The organism is Saliniramus fredricksonii, from assembly GCF_900094735.1.
Taxonomy (GTDB): domain Bacteria; phylum Pseudomonadota; class Alphaproteobacteria; order Rhizobiales; family Beijerinckiaceae; genus Saliniramus; species Saliniramus fredricksonii.
In genome coordinates, this window is record NZ_FMBM01000002.1 from 1,375,134 (window position 1) to 1,388,267 (window position 13,134).

Consider the following 13,134-nt stretch of genomic DNA (forward strand, 5'->3'; position numbering starts at 1 on the left):
GGGGCTCTCTCCTGAACCATGATGTGACATCTGCAAGTCAATCGTTGGGGTTCATTCCCTCTATCCGCAACATTGCGCCACCCAGTGCGGTGAAGGCGCGGTCGCGGCAGGTGAGGATGATGACCTGCTGGTGCCGGGCGGCGCGCGTGAGGGCGTCGAACATGGCCTCGATGCGTCCGTCATCGGAGAAGACGAGGGCGTCATCGAGGATGATCGGAGCGGGTCGGCCCTTCTCGGCGAGCATGGTGCCGAGCGCCAGGCGGACCAGCACGGCGATCTGCTCACGGGTGCCGTGCGACAGCTGATCGTATCCCTCCGGCGTCCCCGCGCGCGCGAGGCCGGTCGGGGCGAAATCGTCGTTCAGATCGATCTCGGCGCCGGGAAAGAGCGTGGCGAGATAGGGCGTGAGATGCTGCTTCACCGGCGCGAGAAAACGCTCGCGCCCGGCCTCGAGCGTCCCGGTGATGGTTTCCTGCAGGAGCTGCAGCGCCTGTGTATTCTGCTGCTCGCGGGCCTCCGCGCGCGCGGCAAGAGCGGTTTCCTCGCGTGCACTGGCAAGCTCTTCCTCAAGCCCGTCCGCCCCGAGCCGGCGGATGGCTTCCTCGTGGCGCGCCGCGTCACGCTCCAGGCCGGCGAGATGGGCGCGGTGATTGTCGCGCGCCTCCTCGGTACGCTGCACCCGCTCCTGCGCGATCAGCAATTGATCCTCATCCGGCGTCGCGGCTGCGAGCGCTTCGACCTCCGCCTGCTGGCGGGCCTGCGCCGCCTGCGCCTCCGCGAGCGCCGATTGGAGTTGTTCAATACGCTCCGGCGCGGCCTGCTCGGCGGCCTTGAGAGCGAGCGCATCGCGGGCCGCCACCGCGTCGTCGCGCTGGCGTGCGGTGCCGGATTTGCGCGTGCGTGCCTCGATCAGCCGCTCGCGCTTCGCCTGCTCCGCACGTTGCGCAGTTTCGAGCGCCGTGCGCGCTTCGTCCATCGCCTCGCGGCACGCGCGCGTCGCCGCACGTAATGCCGCCGGATCTTCCGCCGGCGCGGGACCGTCTTCATCTTCCTGCGCAATCAGCGCTTGCGCCTCGTTGATCCGCTCGATCAGCCCGGCGCGGGCAGCATCGACATCTGCGTCATCACCGCCGGCCTGCCGGGCGAGCATGGCGAGGCGCTCCTCCAGCGCCTTGATCTCGCGGATGAGCGCACGGGCATCGTCAAGTTGCGCCTCGGCCTGGCCGAGATCGGCCACGTTCATTGCGCCTATCGCCTTGGTATATTCCGCGCGCGCGTCCTCCAGCGCGTTCCGGTCGTGCGCGCCGCCGGCGGGGATGATGCGCAGGGAACCGATGCCTTCGACCGCGATGGCGGTCTCACCGGTGAGCGGCCGCTCGTGGCCATCGGGGAGGGGGGTGCCGTCGATGCTCATGCGCCCGGCGCCCTCGGGCGTGAGCGAGACGGCGAGGCGCGGGGCCTGCGCTTCAAGCCGCGCGCTGATCTGCACGACCATGTCATGCGCTGCCCGCGCGGTGTCGAGCCGCTCGCGGGTGACCGTGATGGCCTTGCGCGCCGCGCGTTTGTCATGCAGTTCCGTGCGCAGACGATCGATCTCGGCGAGGCTCTCACGCAGGTTCGCGATCACGCCCCGCGCCTCGGCCCGGGCCTGCGCGGCTTCCGCCAGGCTCTGCGCCGTCTCTGCTGCGGCGAGGGCCCGTTGCGCAGCGTCCCGATCATCGATCCGGGCTTGAACGGCCTCTGCCGCCTTTGTGCAATCGGTCTGCGCCTGCTCTTCCGCCTGCACCTGCGCGGCGAGATCGTCTTCGAGCGTCGCCAGCCGGGTCTCGGCTTCCGCGAGACGGTCCTGGTAGCCCTTGGCATCAGCGAGGCGGGAGGCGGCGATCTCGCGCTGGCTGGTGAGGGCAGCGAGTTGCGATTGCGCTGTTTCCAGCTTCGCCCGCGCCGCGCGCGCGGTTTCGAGATCACGGATCGCGGCCTCGCGCCTTGCGCGCAGATCGGCTTCGCGGGTTGGATCGCGGGCGCGGGCGAGGTCTGCGCGCAGGCGCGCGAGCGCAGCGAATTCCTCTTCGAGCGCCTGATGTCTGGCGGCGAGATCCTGCTCGCGCGCCCGCGCCGCCTGCGCCGCATCGATCGCGTGCTTCAAAGGCCCGCCAGCCCTGGGGCCGCGCGATGTCATGCGTGCATCGAGATCGGCTTCGACCCGCTCCAAGACATGCCGCGCCCGGTCACCGCCGACCAGCGCGCCGACTTCCGCCGTCACCAGATCGGCCAGCGTGTTGCGCGCGGTTGCCGAGGCCTGATGGGCTTCGAAGGAGTCCCCCTGCTCGACCCAGATCAGGCCGAGCGCACCGATATCCGGCTCGCCACGACCGCTCCCCGGCGTGATCCCGAGCAGCCTCCAGACCGCCTCGTCGGCCTCAGCCCCGCGCGCGATGACCGCGCCGTCGCGGCTGAGTTCTGCCTTGTCGCTACGCATGAATTTCTTTGTGAGGCAGTAATCATGCTCATCAATGCGGAAATCGACCGTGATCTCCACCGGCAAGGCTGCATGTTCTGTTGCAATTTTTTTTATCGGTTCCCGTTTGCTATTGTGCCGGTGAAACAACGCCACGCGCAAAGCCCGAAACAGCGTCGATTTCCCCGCCTCATTCGGCGCGCTGAGGATATTGAGACCGGGCGAGAAGCCCGTCAGCCGGGTCTCGCGGGTGAAGCGCCCGACGCCGTTGACGCTGATTCCGGTGATGATCACGCCCGTTCCCCCGTCGTCACGAGGGTGTAGAGCCGCGTCAGCGCCGCCTCGGCCACCGCCCGCGCCTGCGGGTCGGCGCTCGCATCGTCGATCCGCCGCCCGAGTTCCTCGGCCACCTGCCGCAAGGCCCCGTCGAAATCGATCGCCTCGATATCGGCGCGGCTCGGGCGAAGATGCAGGCCGGCCAGATCGTATTCGAGATGCGCACAGGCCGCCTCGAGCCGCTCAAGTGTCGTCTCCAGTTCCTGCCGCGTGGCAAGCGACAGCGTGCCGGTGAGATCGAGACGCAACACCGCCTGCGGCAAAGCTTCGATGGCGCGCCAGCGCGCGGCTTCATCGGCCACCGCCTCATCCGCCTGCAGGTCCGCCCGCAGGCGCTGCCAGCAATAGCGCCCGGTGATCTCCTCGCGCACCTCCGGCTCAGCGCCACCGCGCAGGGTGACGACGAGCGCCTTGCCCGCGATCTGGCTGTCGAACCGGTCGGGCTCCGGCGTGCCGGCATAATGCACGCGTGGCGTGATCTTCAGCGTGCGATGCCAGTCCCCGAGGGCGAGATAGGCGAGCCCGGCGCGCTCGGGGCGCTGCGGGTCGATCAGATTCGCGGCCTCGCCGGCACTGTCGAAACCCTGCACCGAGCCATGGGCGAGACCGATGCGGACGGCGCCGGGCGGTGTCGGCGCCCGGTCCATCCAGGTGGTGAGATCGTCGACCGCGCTCTTGCGGGTGAGCGGGGCGGGCAGGAGCCAGACGCCATCGGCGATGGCGGTCGGCTCGGGGCTCAGATGAAGACGGATATTCACTGGCGGATCATCGGCTGCGATCTGGTCCCACAGCCCGTTGGGCCGGTGCGGATCGTGATTGCCGGGGAGCAGATGCCAGGTCACATGCGGGAAGCGGCGCATGCGCTCCAGCGGCGCACGGCGCGTGGCGGGGAGGGGGGTCTCCATGTCGTAGACGTCGCCTGCGACGAGCACATGCGCGGCCCCCTCGCGCATCGCAAGCGCGCCGAGCGCGTCGATCGCATCGAGCCGCGCCTGCCGAAACAGCGCCTCGCGCTCGCCGAAACGGCGAAACACCTTCCCGATCTGCCAATCTGCCGTATGGATGAAACGCATGCCGAATCCGTTGGAACCGCAGCGAAGATGCCCCGTCCGCGCGACGCTGTCGAGGCAAAGCATGTGCCGCAAAGGGTTTTCGTCACGACATTGAAAAAATCGGGAGGGCTTGAAAAAACGGGCTTGCATCACAAAACACGTCCAGCTATACGCTCCCCAGCGATCCCCGATAGCTCAGTTGGTAGAGCAAGCGGCTGTTAACCGCTCGGTCGCAGGTTCGAGTCCTGCTCGGGGAGCCACTCTTCTCATCACCTTTTACCCGCGACATTGGTGACTTTTCAGCGCCGTATCCTCGATGCGCAGTGATACTGGCGCGACGTTACAGCGTGACAGCCGATATTCGCGTGTCCTGCGCTCCGAACTGGCGGATCTGACATGACCGCGCGTATCTTTCTCCCGTTTGCGATGGCCTTTCTGGCCAATTTCATTCTCGGCGCCTCGTCGATCTACTGGCATCTGTTTGTCGGGCTATCGCCCGTCGTTCTCGTGATCTGGCGGATCGCGTTCTCACTGATCCTGCTCGGTCTGCTCGTCGGCTGGTTCGTCATGCGTGGGAACGATTCGCTGCGGCGGTTGTCGGGGCGCGTCGTGGGGCTCCACGTGGCGGCGGCCATCCTTGTGGCGATCAACTGGGGTACCTTCATCCAGGCATCGCTGCAGGGGGCGGTGATCGAGAGCGGCCTCGGCTATCTTCTCGCGCCGGTCTTCGTGATGCTGACGGGGCTGTTCTTTCTCGCCGAGCCGCGAACCGGCCCACGGATCGCCTGCATCGCGATCATCCTGCTCGCTCTCGTCACCCTGGTGATGACGGCGGGCAGGCTGGAGCACTGGGTCTACTGGACCATCGGGGCCAGCTGGGGCGGATATACGCTCTTGAAGAAGCGCACGCCCCTGTCGCCGATCGAGGGCCTCTTCGTCGAGACCGCCGTTCTCGCGATGCTGCTGGCTCTGGCCTCGATCTGGATTGATTTCGGCGCGCACGCCCCGGCTGCCTCGCAGTTGCTCGCCTATCCCTGGCTGGTGACGGCCGGAATCGTCTCGCTCGCACCGCTCGTCATGTTCGCATTTGCTGCGCGCAGGCTCGGCGCCTTCAATATGGGCGCATTGCAGTTCGTCCTCCCGACGACGCAGCTGGTGGTATCGTATGTTTATTACGGGCAGGTCGCGACGCCAGCGACGTATCTCTGTTTCGGGGTGATCTGGCTGGCGCTCGTGACGCTCACGCTCCGGGAAGGCGGCGCCTTCGGGGGGAGGCGCGCTCCGGGATGAGCCTTCCTGCCGTTTTCGAGGCGTTGCCCATGATGCGCCGCCTAGGATGAGCGACGATCAGCGCCGCTTGCGTCAAAATCCGACAATTCGAATCGACGACGTTTGATTTTTGTTCACGAAATTAAAAATTGCTGAATTGTCTCATTCAATTTTTGGTGGAGACTTGATGAATTGAGACAATTTATATCATTTTTATAAATAGTTTAATTTGCGGGCGAATCTGTTGTTGGATAAATATTTATTCAATTTTTGCATTCTCTGGCAACAATTTGAAACGATTCTCTGTTTCTGCACTTGCGTGATGCCTTGGAAGTTATCTCTACGACATCACTCTGATATTTTGTTCGTAATTTGTTTCAGCAATGTCGGGCCGACAGGCACCACCCTCATCCACATGGAATTCTGCCAGGGGCACATTCATGATGTGAACGCACTTGCTCCGAATCAACGAACCGGAAACACTATGAGCATCCCACGGCTGCCGCGCTTTCAGGCAACGCGATTCGCTAAGCTGTCTGCGCGGGGGCATGTGGGCAGGTCCTCCAGCCAGCGTGAAGACATGAAGACAATAGCGATCATTTCCCAGAAAGGCGGCGCCGGCAAGACGACGCTCGCTGTTCATCTCGCGGTCTGCGCGCATCTCGCCGGCCATCGGTCAGCGGTGATCGATCTCGACCCGCAGGCGACGGCGCGCAAATGGGCCGACAAGCGCCGGGACGAGCCCGAGGTCGTCGGTGATCATGCCGAGCGGTTGCCGTTCCTCACGGAGGCGGCGAAGAACAACGGCGCCGATCTGCTCGTCATCGACACCGCGCCGAATGCCGACAGGGCATCGCTGATGGCGGCGCGGGCTGCGGACCTGATCCTGATCCCGTGCCGGCCCGCCGCCTTTGATCTCGATGCGATCGCTGCGACCTGCGATCTCGCGGATCTCGCACGCCGTCCGGCCTGGGTGCTGCTCTCCTCCGCGCCGGTGCGCTCGCCGCTGGTCGAGGAATCGCGGCTTGGCCTTGAGGCGGATGGTCGTCGGGTCGCGCCGTTCGTGCTGCATCAGCGCGTCGCTTTCTCGCACAGCGTGATCGACGGGCGCACCGCGATGGAGTTCGAGCCCTTCGGCAAGGCTGCAGGCGAGCTGCGCGACATCTACGCATGGGCCTGCAAGGAAATCGAGCTGGATTCGCGCCTTCCGGGCTCGAAAATGCGCAAAAGCGCGTAACGCGCGGCGACCGGATCGAAAGGGAGACTGAACCATGAGCAAGCGCGCCAGTCTGTTCGGGGCCCGCGGGCCGAAACTCGTCGAAGACGATGATACCGCAGCAGTCACCGGAGAGGTCTCTGCTACGTCGGCGACCGCCTCGCCTGCTTCCCCGGCTCCCGCAGCAGAGCCGGAACCGAAGCGCAAATATCCCGTGGCGAAGACCCGTGAGGGCAAGCGCGTCGCCACCGTCTATCTTGAGCCGGAAGCGCTCAGGCAACTCAAGCGCATCGGCTTCGATGAGGAGACGACCGTACAGGAATTGCTGGTCGAGGGAATCAATGCCGTCTTCGAGAAGCGTGGATTGAGCCGGATCGCCTGATTCTGATTGCCGCATCGGCATTCCGGCAAAACGGACCTTGCGCCGGCCTGCCTCTGTCGTCGCGCGCATCGTGTTATGAATGCGCAGGCAACAAGATCAGGGAAGGAAGCCACGCATGATCGATCTCTACACATGGACGACGCCGAACGGGCGTAAAGTCTCGATCCTGCTCGAAGAGCTGGGCATGCCTTATACGGCACACGCCATCAATATCGGCAATGACGACCAGTTCGCGCCGGAATTTCTGAAGATCAGCCCCAACAACAAGATCCCGGCCATTGTCGATCATGATAACGGTATGGCGCTGATGGAATCGGGGGCGATCATGATCTATCTCGCGGACAAGGCAGGCCAATTCCTGCCGCGCGAGGGCGAGGCGCGCTACCGCGTGATCGAATGGCTGATGTGGCAGATGGGCGGTGTCGGGCCGATGCTCGGCCAGGTGCACCATTTCCTCAAATTCAATCCCGGCAAGGCCCCCTATGCCGAGGAGCGCTATGCGAAGGAAGCGGCGCGGCTTTACGGCGTGCTCGACGAGCGCCTTGCCGGCAGCGCCTATCTCGCCGGTGATTATTCGATTGCGGATATGGCCACCTGGCCGTGGATCTCGCGCTATGAGTGGCAGCAGATCGATCTCGCGCAATTTCCGAACGTGAAGCGCTGGTACACCGAGATTGCGAACCGCCCGGCGGTACAAAAGGGCTATCACGTCCCCAAGGCGGTGGGCGAAATCCCGATGCCGTGATCGCAAAGGCGGGGCCGGGCTGCGCACGTTCTCCGGCCTGCACCGCTGGCATGCGCGTGTCGTTGTTGTTCGACCACAACGGATGATGCGCTGAGAACGGCGCAGAGCGACATTTCGCGGAACGTCGGCGGTTGACCATGCAACTATAAATCATTTTTGTTTAATTTTAATTGACAGGGGGTTGAGAAATCCGCCTCCGTCGTCTATCCGACCCTGAGAATGCGAGCTCTGATTGTGCTGCTTGTATGGGTCGATTTTTCAGATGAAGGCATATGCGCTTTTTCTCCGCAGGGTTGAACACGGGCTCGGTATCGCGCGCACGCCGACTGATGGCGGCGCCGCGCGCACGCTTGCACGGTGTACGGCGACCCGCGTCGCTTTGGCGTTGCCCCTGTTTTGCTTCGCATTCGCCCTCGCCTTTACGCCTGACCCGGCGCAGGCTGCGGTCGAGACGCAGCGCTTTGATGATTGGGAGCTGGTGTGCCGGTCGGCCGAGGCGCAGGATGCCGGCGCTGATGCCGATGAAGCCGCGCAGGCAAAGGGGGGCTCTCGGGATTGCCGCATCAGCCAGCGCCTTGCCGTTGCAGAGAGCGGCCAGACAGTTTTCCTCCTGACCGGATTGCCGGGTGATGCGCCCGGCAGCCATGTGGCGATCGTTTCGGTACCGTTGCGCGGCTATCTCGCACCGGGGATCGAGCTGCGCATCGATGAGCGCGCGCCAGTCGGTATCCTCTACGAGACCTGCGATCCATCCGGTTGCCATGCCGGCTTTCCCCTCGAAGGCGAAATTCTTCAAGCATTTCGCGCCGGGCTGAGGGCGCGGTTCCGGGTCTGGACCGCGCGCGACGAACCCGTGGATCTGGACATCTCCCTGATCGGATTCACCGCCGCCTTCGAGGCCCTGCGGGAGCGCGGCCCATGAACGGCGATTTCCGGCGCGCCCTCGGCTTCGGCCTTCTGATGATCGCTGCATCTGCGGCATTGCCTGCATCTGCGCAGGTCGTGCCCGATGGCGGTACCGCCACGACCGTGACCGTCGATGGCAGCGGGCGCACCACGGTCGGGATCGCCCCTGCCGGGGCGGGCGATATCAGCCGCAACAGCTTCACGGATTTCTCGGTGGGGACCGCCGGCGTCGATCTCGACAACCGCCTCGTCGGTGCGCGGACCATCCTCTCCGAGGTGACCTCGGCCAACCGCTCCGTGATCAGCGGGCCGCTGCAAGTGCTCGGCACGCGCGCGCATTTCATCCTGGCCAATCCGAACGGAATCACCGTCGATGGCGGCCGTTTCATCAATACCGGCGGTGTGACCCTGAATGCCGGCACGGCGCGCCTCGAAGTCTCGGGCGGGCAGACGAACGTGGTGACGCGCACTGACCCGGATTCCGGCATCCTGATCGGGCCCGAAGGGCTTTCAGGGGCGATGACGAGCCTGCAGCTTGCGGCCGGACGGTTGCGCATCGACGGGCCGGTGCTCAACGAGAATACCAGCCCCTTCGCCGATATCGCGCTCGTTGCCGGCAATGCCGAGCTGACCCATGATTCGAACGTCATTCCCGGCACGACGACGTCAGCCTTTGCCACCCGCACGGATTTGCCAGGCGCAGACAGCACCGTGCTGGTCGACGTCACCCCGCGCGGTTCGCTGACGGCGAGCCGGGTGTCGGTTGCCGTCTCGGCCGCAGGTGCCGGTGTATCTTTCGCCGGGACCGGGTTTGCCTCGATCGGCGAATTCGCCATCGACAGCCAGGGGCAGGTGCGGCTCGATGGGGGCACCGCACGCGCCGAGCGCGATCTCGCCATCCGCGCGCGCGACATCGCCATCCTCAATGCCCCGGAGCGCGAGGCGCGGGTCGAATCGCTGTCAGGTGCCGTCACCCTGCGGGCGGATCTGGGGGATATCGCGATCACGGGCCGGGTAACCGGGGTGAGCCGGTCCGGGGCCGATCCGGATTCGCGGGGTGGCGTCACGCTGCTGGCATCCGATGCGATCAATCTTATCGGCGAGAGCGCCGACCGTCTCACCATTGTCTTCGCCTCTGATGGTGACCTCCATGCGCGGGCTGATCGGATTCACAACGACAATGCCCGGCTTCTGGCCAATGCGACCATTGATCTGGAGGCCTCAAGCCGGATCGACAACGTCACCCGCGTCATTGCACCGGGCCGCCCGCGCGTCGAAATCCTGCACCGTCCGCGGGGGCTGTTCTCCTTTTTCTTCGGGCGACCGCGAACCGTCCGGACGAGCCGGGATTTCGGGCGCGCCGCCATCCCTGGCGAAATCGCGAGTATCGCCGGCGAGAGCATTCGCATCAGCGCCCCGGATATCTTCAACAGCGGCAATATCTTCGCGCTAGACGGCCCTGCGATCATCAATGCCGCGCGGGTGCACAATCTGGCTGCACCATCGGGGGCGTTTTCGCTGGTCAAACGCTGCCGCATCGTCTGCTGGTCGCGCGGCTTTTCCACAGCGGACGTTCTGGGTGGCGCGATAAGCGCGGCATCCGGGCTCGAAATCACCGCCAGCGAGTCGATCCGCAATGATTCCGGCTCGCTCCTCGCCCTCGGCAATATGGAGCTCGATGCGCCGTTCATTTCCACCGAGGCGCGCTTCCTGCCCTCGATGATGAACCTGCCCATCGGCCTGCACAACCTGTTCGCCGGACCGCGTGCGGTCTTCGCGCAGGATCCGAAAGGTGGGACGATCGTGAGCTCGGGTGGCGAAGTGCTGCTTCGAAGCACGCTGCCCGTACGCGTCATTGCCGGAGAAATCGATGGTTCCGTCGGCGTCACGGCCACAGCCGGGATCATTCGTCCCGAAAACCGCGTGCCGAGAGGTGGCGTGGCGGCGCAGCGCATCGGCCTGTTTGCGGATTGGTTGCCATGAAGAATGCGCGCCAGAGAGATGCGTTGCGCCGTCCGCGTTCCGCCTTGCGTCTCGCCGCCTGCCTGGCGCTGCTCGCGATGCCGAAAGCTGCGCTTGCGGAGGTCGCGGCAAAGGCGGCTGTTGATGCGCCGATCGTGATCACCGCGCAATCACGCGACAGCCCCGATGCGGGGCAGTGCTTTCCGGTCGCGACGATCGTGATCGCCGGCGAATTCCTGATCCCGCGTGAGACGATCCGCAATGCGGTTGCGCCTCACGCGGCCGACTGTGTGGGTATGAAGGTCGCACAGGGCGTGGTCGGGGCGATCAACGAAGCGCATGCGGAAGCCGGGTTGATCACCACGCAGGGCTATCTGCCGGAGCAGGATATTCGCGCCAGCGGCAGCCTGCGTATCGACGTGATACCCGGTCGCATCGCCGCGATCGACTATCGCGAGGATCACGGCATTGCCGGGCGTGGGCTTGGCGCACGCTTCGACCATGCGCGCGAGGCGATCGCGGCTTCGCAGGGGCCCTGGGATTTCCTCGGCAACATCTCGGCCCTGTTCGCCATCATCGACGATCCGCTCGACCGCTTCCAGGCAATCGACGGCGCGCGCCGGCCCGGGGCAAAGACCCGTGCGAGCTTTTCGGCTGCGCCGGGCGACGTTCTCGATATCGAGGATGTCCAGCAGGGTATCGAGCGCATCAACGCCGTCGCCTCCGGGCGCGCCCGGGCGCGTCTCGAGCCCGGCGATGAGCCAGCGACTTCCGTCATCGTCGTCGACAACACGCCGGAAGACGCTTTTCGCCTCGATCTTGGCTATGAGCGCAACGCCGCGGCGCTGGCCGGGTCGGGACGCACGATCAGCCAGCGACTGCGCTTCGATCTGGCCAAGGACAATCTCGTCGGTATCAACGATGCCTGGCGGTTCACGCTGGCGGGGGGCGAGAATTCCAATGAAATGTCGGCGGGAATCGTGGTGCCGTGGCGGCTCTCGCGCTTCAGCATCGACGGCAGCTACTCCGAATCGTACCAGCAGATCACGCCCTTTGCCGGGCTGTTCACGCAAAACAGCATCCTGTCCCTGCGATACGACCGCGAAGTCCTGCGTGACGCGCAGCGCAGCCTGAGCTTCGACACGCGTCTCGACATTCGTCGGGGTGACCGTTTCGTCAATGAAGCGCGGCTGACGCCGCAGCAATTCACCGTCGCCCGCCTCGGACTGACCCGCAGCGCGACGCCGGGCGAGCGCCAGCAATTCACCACGGGCTTCGGTATCAGTCGGGGGCTCACCTTCTTCAATGCGACCCGCGATCCGGCGATCCTGATGCCGGATACGCCGCGCGCGCAATTCTGGAAGTTCGATGGTTTCGCGCAATATGTGCGCGGTTTTGAAGATCTCGGTATCTGGCAGACCACGGTATCAGGGCAGTTTACCACTACGCCGCTTTATGCCGACGACCAGCTCGTCCTTGGATCGGCGGCGAGCATTCGCGGTTTCGGCGCACGCACCACGCGTGCCGATCGCGGAGGGTTCATGCGCAATGAATTCACCCTGGCCCTGCCGTCGAAACGCGTTCTCGGTGAGCGTGCGCAAGACTGGGCTTTCGCGTCTGACGTGATTGATGCCACGCGCCCCTACGCCTTTCTCGATCTGGGGCACGGCGAGAACATCGCCGAGCAGCGCACCGTGTCGCGGATCGGCGCCGGGATCGGCATCCGTTTCGCGCTCGGGCGCTCGCGCCTGGATGCCAGTGTCGCCTATCCGCTCCTCGACGAAACGCGCCGGCCCGAGGCGGTGATTCGCCGTCCCGCCGGCGGCAGCCCGGATTTCGGACTGAACTTCACATTCAAGATATTCTAAAGGAAATGCAATGCGTTACCTCGAAGCTCTCACTGGTCTATGCGATGTCTTTTCATCCCGCGTAACGGGCGGTGCCCTGATCCTTCCCGCCGCCTTCGCGCTTGCGCTCAGCGCAGCGGAGGCGGTCCATGCAAGCGTCCTCGATGAGGGGCTCGCGGCGTTGGAAGAAGAGCGCTTCGAAGATGCCTTGAGCCATTTCAATGCGGGTTTCGAGAGCGGCGAAGCCGATGCCGGGTTCTATCTGGCGCGCATGGCGGAACTCGGGCTCGGTGTGTCGCCGGATCCCGAAGCCGCGCGAGTTCTCTTCCTCGCCGCAGCCGATGCCGGCAGCGCCCGAGCGCTCAATCGTGTCGGGCTGATGCATTTTCGCGGGGAGGGGGTGTTGCAGGATTTCGAGATGGCGCGCGCAATGATCTGCGAGGCGGCCGAGGCCGGTGATCGCGATGCGCTGTTCAATTGCGCCGGCATGCTCGCCGAAGGCCTCGGCCTCGCGGATGACGAAGATCCGCAAGAGGCTGCGGGTCGCGCCTTCGAGCATTACCGCGCAGCGGCGCAAGCCGGGCATATCGGCGCCATGAACGCACTCGCCTACGCCCATCTCGATGGTGCGATCCCGGACGCCTCGCTGGATGCCGCGACGGCGCATTTCGAGCAGGCGGCTGCCCTGGGCAATCCCGTCGCGCTCTTCGAATTGGGGGCTCTGTACGAGGCCGGGGCACTGGGAGAGATCGATCTCGTCACGGCGCACAAGCACTACAACCTCGCCGCAGCACGCCGCCATCCCGATGCCGGTGCGGCGCTCGCCCGGGTCACGGATCAACTCTCCTCGGAGCAACTGCGCACGGCACAGCGCGCGGCGCGGGATTGGGCGCCCGAAAACGATGTGAGCGAGGACGCTGGGGACCTATCCGACGAGGTGTCGAGGATTGAATGAAAATTG

At 65.0% G+C, this 13,134-nt stretch carries 10 protein-coding genes and 1 tRNA gene; 9 read left to right on the forward strand and 2 right to left on the reverse strand.

The annotated features are described in order from the left end of the window. Positions 1-37: 37 nt before the first annotated feature. Both GA0071312_RS12895 and GA0071312_RS12900 read right to left on the reverse strand, forming a co-directional pair. The gene (locus GA0071312_RS12895; protein ID WP_074445300.1) at positions 38-2,752 is read right to left on the reverse strand and encodes an AAA family ATPase; all 2,715 of its coding nucleotides are present in this window, start codon (positions 2,750-2,752) and stop codon (positions 38-40) included. Continuing rightward, positions 2,749-3,867 carry a metallophosphoesterase family protein gene (locus tag GA0071312_RS12900; protein WP_074446163.1) on the reverse strand — a complete coding sequence of 373 codons (1,119 nt, stop codon included), beginning with the start codon at positions 3,865-3,867 and terminating at the stop codon, positions 2,749-2,751. Before GA0071312_RS12900 ends, GA0071312_RS12895 begins: the two co-directional genes overlap by 4 nt. 163 nt (positions 3,868-4,030) lie before the next feature. Here GA0071312_RS12900 and GA0071312_RS12905 point away from each other — a divergent pair. The 9 genes from GA0071312_RS12905 (at position 4,031) to GA0071312_RS12945 (ending at position 13,128) form a co-directional block, all read left to right on the forward strand. Beyond that, positions 4,031-4,106 (forward strand) — tRNA-Asn (locus GA0071312_RS12905). Positions 4,107-4,242: 136 nt separating this feature from the next. Beyond that, a complete protein-coding gene (locus GA0071312_RS12910) occupies positions 4,243-5,136 on the forward strand; it encodes an EamA family transporter (RefSeq protein WP_074445301.1) in 894 nt (297 codons plus the stop codon). A gap of 223 nt (positions 5,137-5,359) precedes the next feature. Beyond that, positions 5,360-6,352 carry an AAA family ATPase gene (locus GA0071312_RS12915; RefSeq protein WP_275262153.1) on the forward strand — a complete coding sequence of 331 codons (993 nt, stop codon included), beginning with the start codon at positions 5,360-5,362 and terminating at the stop codon, positions 6,350-6,352. A gap of 34 nt (positions 6,353-6,386) precedes the next feature. Further along, the gene (locus GA0071312_RS12920; RefSeq protein WP_074445303.1) at positions 6,387-6,713 is read left to right on the forward strand and encodes a ribbon-helix-helix domain-containing protein; all 327 of its coding nucleotides are present in this window, start codon (positions 6,387-6,389) and stop codon (positions 6,711-6,713) included. Between the two features lie 115 nt (positions 6,714-6,828). Continuing rightward, positions 6,829-7,458: a glutathione S-transferase family protein gene (locus GA0071312_RS12925; protein ID WP_074445304.1), complete on the forward strand. Its 630-nt coding sequence runs from the start codon at positions 6,829-6,831 to the stop codon at positions 7,456-7,458. Between the two features lie 262 nt (positions 7,459-7,720). After that, on the forward strand, positions 7,721-8,380 hold the full coding sequence (locus GA0071312_RS12930) for an invasion associated locus B family protein (RefSeq protein ID WP_083204562.1): 660 nt from the start codon (positions 7,721-7,723) through the stop codon (positions 8,378-8,380). Continuing rightward, a complete protein-coding gene (locus GA0071312_RS12935) occupies positions 8,377-10,347 on the forward strand; it encodes a filamentous hemagglutinin N-terminal domain-containing protein (protein ID WP_074445305.1) in 1,971 nt (656 codons plus the stop codon). The genes GA0071312_RS12930 and GA0071312_RS12935 overlap by 4 nt, the downstream gene beginning before the upstream one ends. After that, complete coding sequence (locus GA0071312_RS12940; protein ID WP_074445306.1) at positions 10,344-12,194, forward strand: ShlB/FhaC/HecB family hemolysin secretion/activation protein; 1,851 nt, start codon at positions 10,344-10,346, stop codon at positions 12,192-12,194. Before GA0071312_RS12935 ends, GA0071312_RS12940 begins: the two co-directional genes overlap by 4 nt. A 10-nt stretch (positions 12,195-12,204) precedes the next feature. Then, a complete protein-coding gene (locus GA0071312_RS12945; protein WP_083204563.1) occupies positions 12,205-13,128 on the forward strand; it encodes a tetratricopeptide repeat protein in 924 nt (307 codons plus the stop codon). Positions 13,129-13,134 lie beyond the last annotated feature (6 nt).

Excerpts from the sequence above, each read along its gene's own strand:
- GA0071312_RS12900 (WP_074446163.1), bottom strand. The coding sequence starts at position 3,867 with ATGCGTTTCATCCATACGGCAGATTGGCAGATCGGGAAGGTGTTTCGC.
- GA0071312_RS12910 (WP_074445301.1), top strand. The coding sequence starts at position 4,243 with ATGACCGCGCGTATCTTTCTCCCGTTTGCGATGGCCTTTCTGGCCAAT.
- GA0071312_RS12920 (WP_074445303.1), top strand. The coding sequence starts at position 6,387 with ATGAGCAAGCGCGCCAGTCTGTTCGGGGCCCGCGGGCCGAAACTCGTC.
- GA0071312_RS12925 (WP_074445304.1), top strand. The coding sequence starts at position 6,829 with ATGATCGATCTCTACACATGGACGACGCCGAACGGGCGTAAAGTCTCG.
- GA0071312_RS12930 (WP_083204562.1), top strand. The coding sequence starts at position 7,721 with ATGAAGGCATATGCGCTTTTTCTCCGCAGGGTTGAACACGGGCTCGGT.
- GA0071312_RS12935 (WP_074445305.1), top strand. The coding sequence starts at position 8,377 with ATGAACGGCGATTTCCGGCGCGCCCTCGGCTTCGGCCTTCTGATGATC.
- GA0071312_RS12940 (WP_074445306.1), top strand. The coding sequence starts at position 10,344 with ATGAAGAATGCGCGCCAGAGAGATGCGTTGCGCCGTCCGCGTTCCGCC.
- GA0071312_RS12945 (WP_083204563.1), top strand. The coding sequence starts at position 12,205 with ATGCGTTACCTCGAAGCTCTCACTGGTCTATGCGATGTCTTTTCATCC.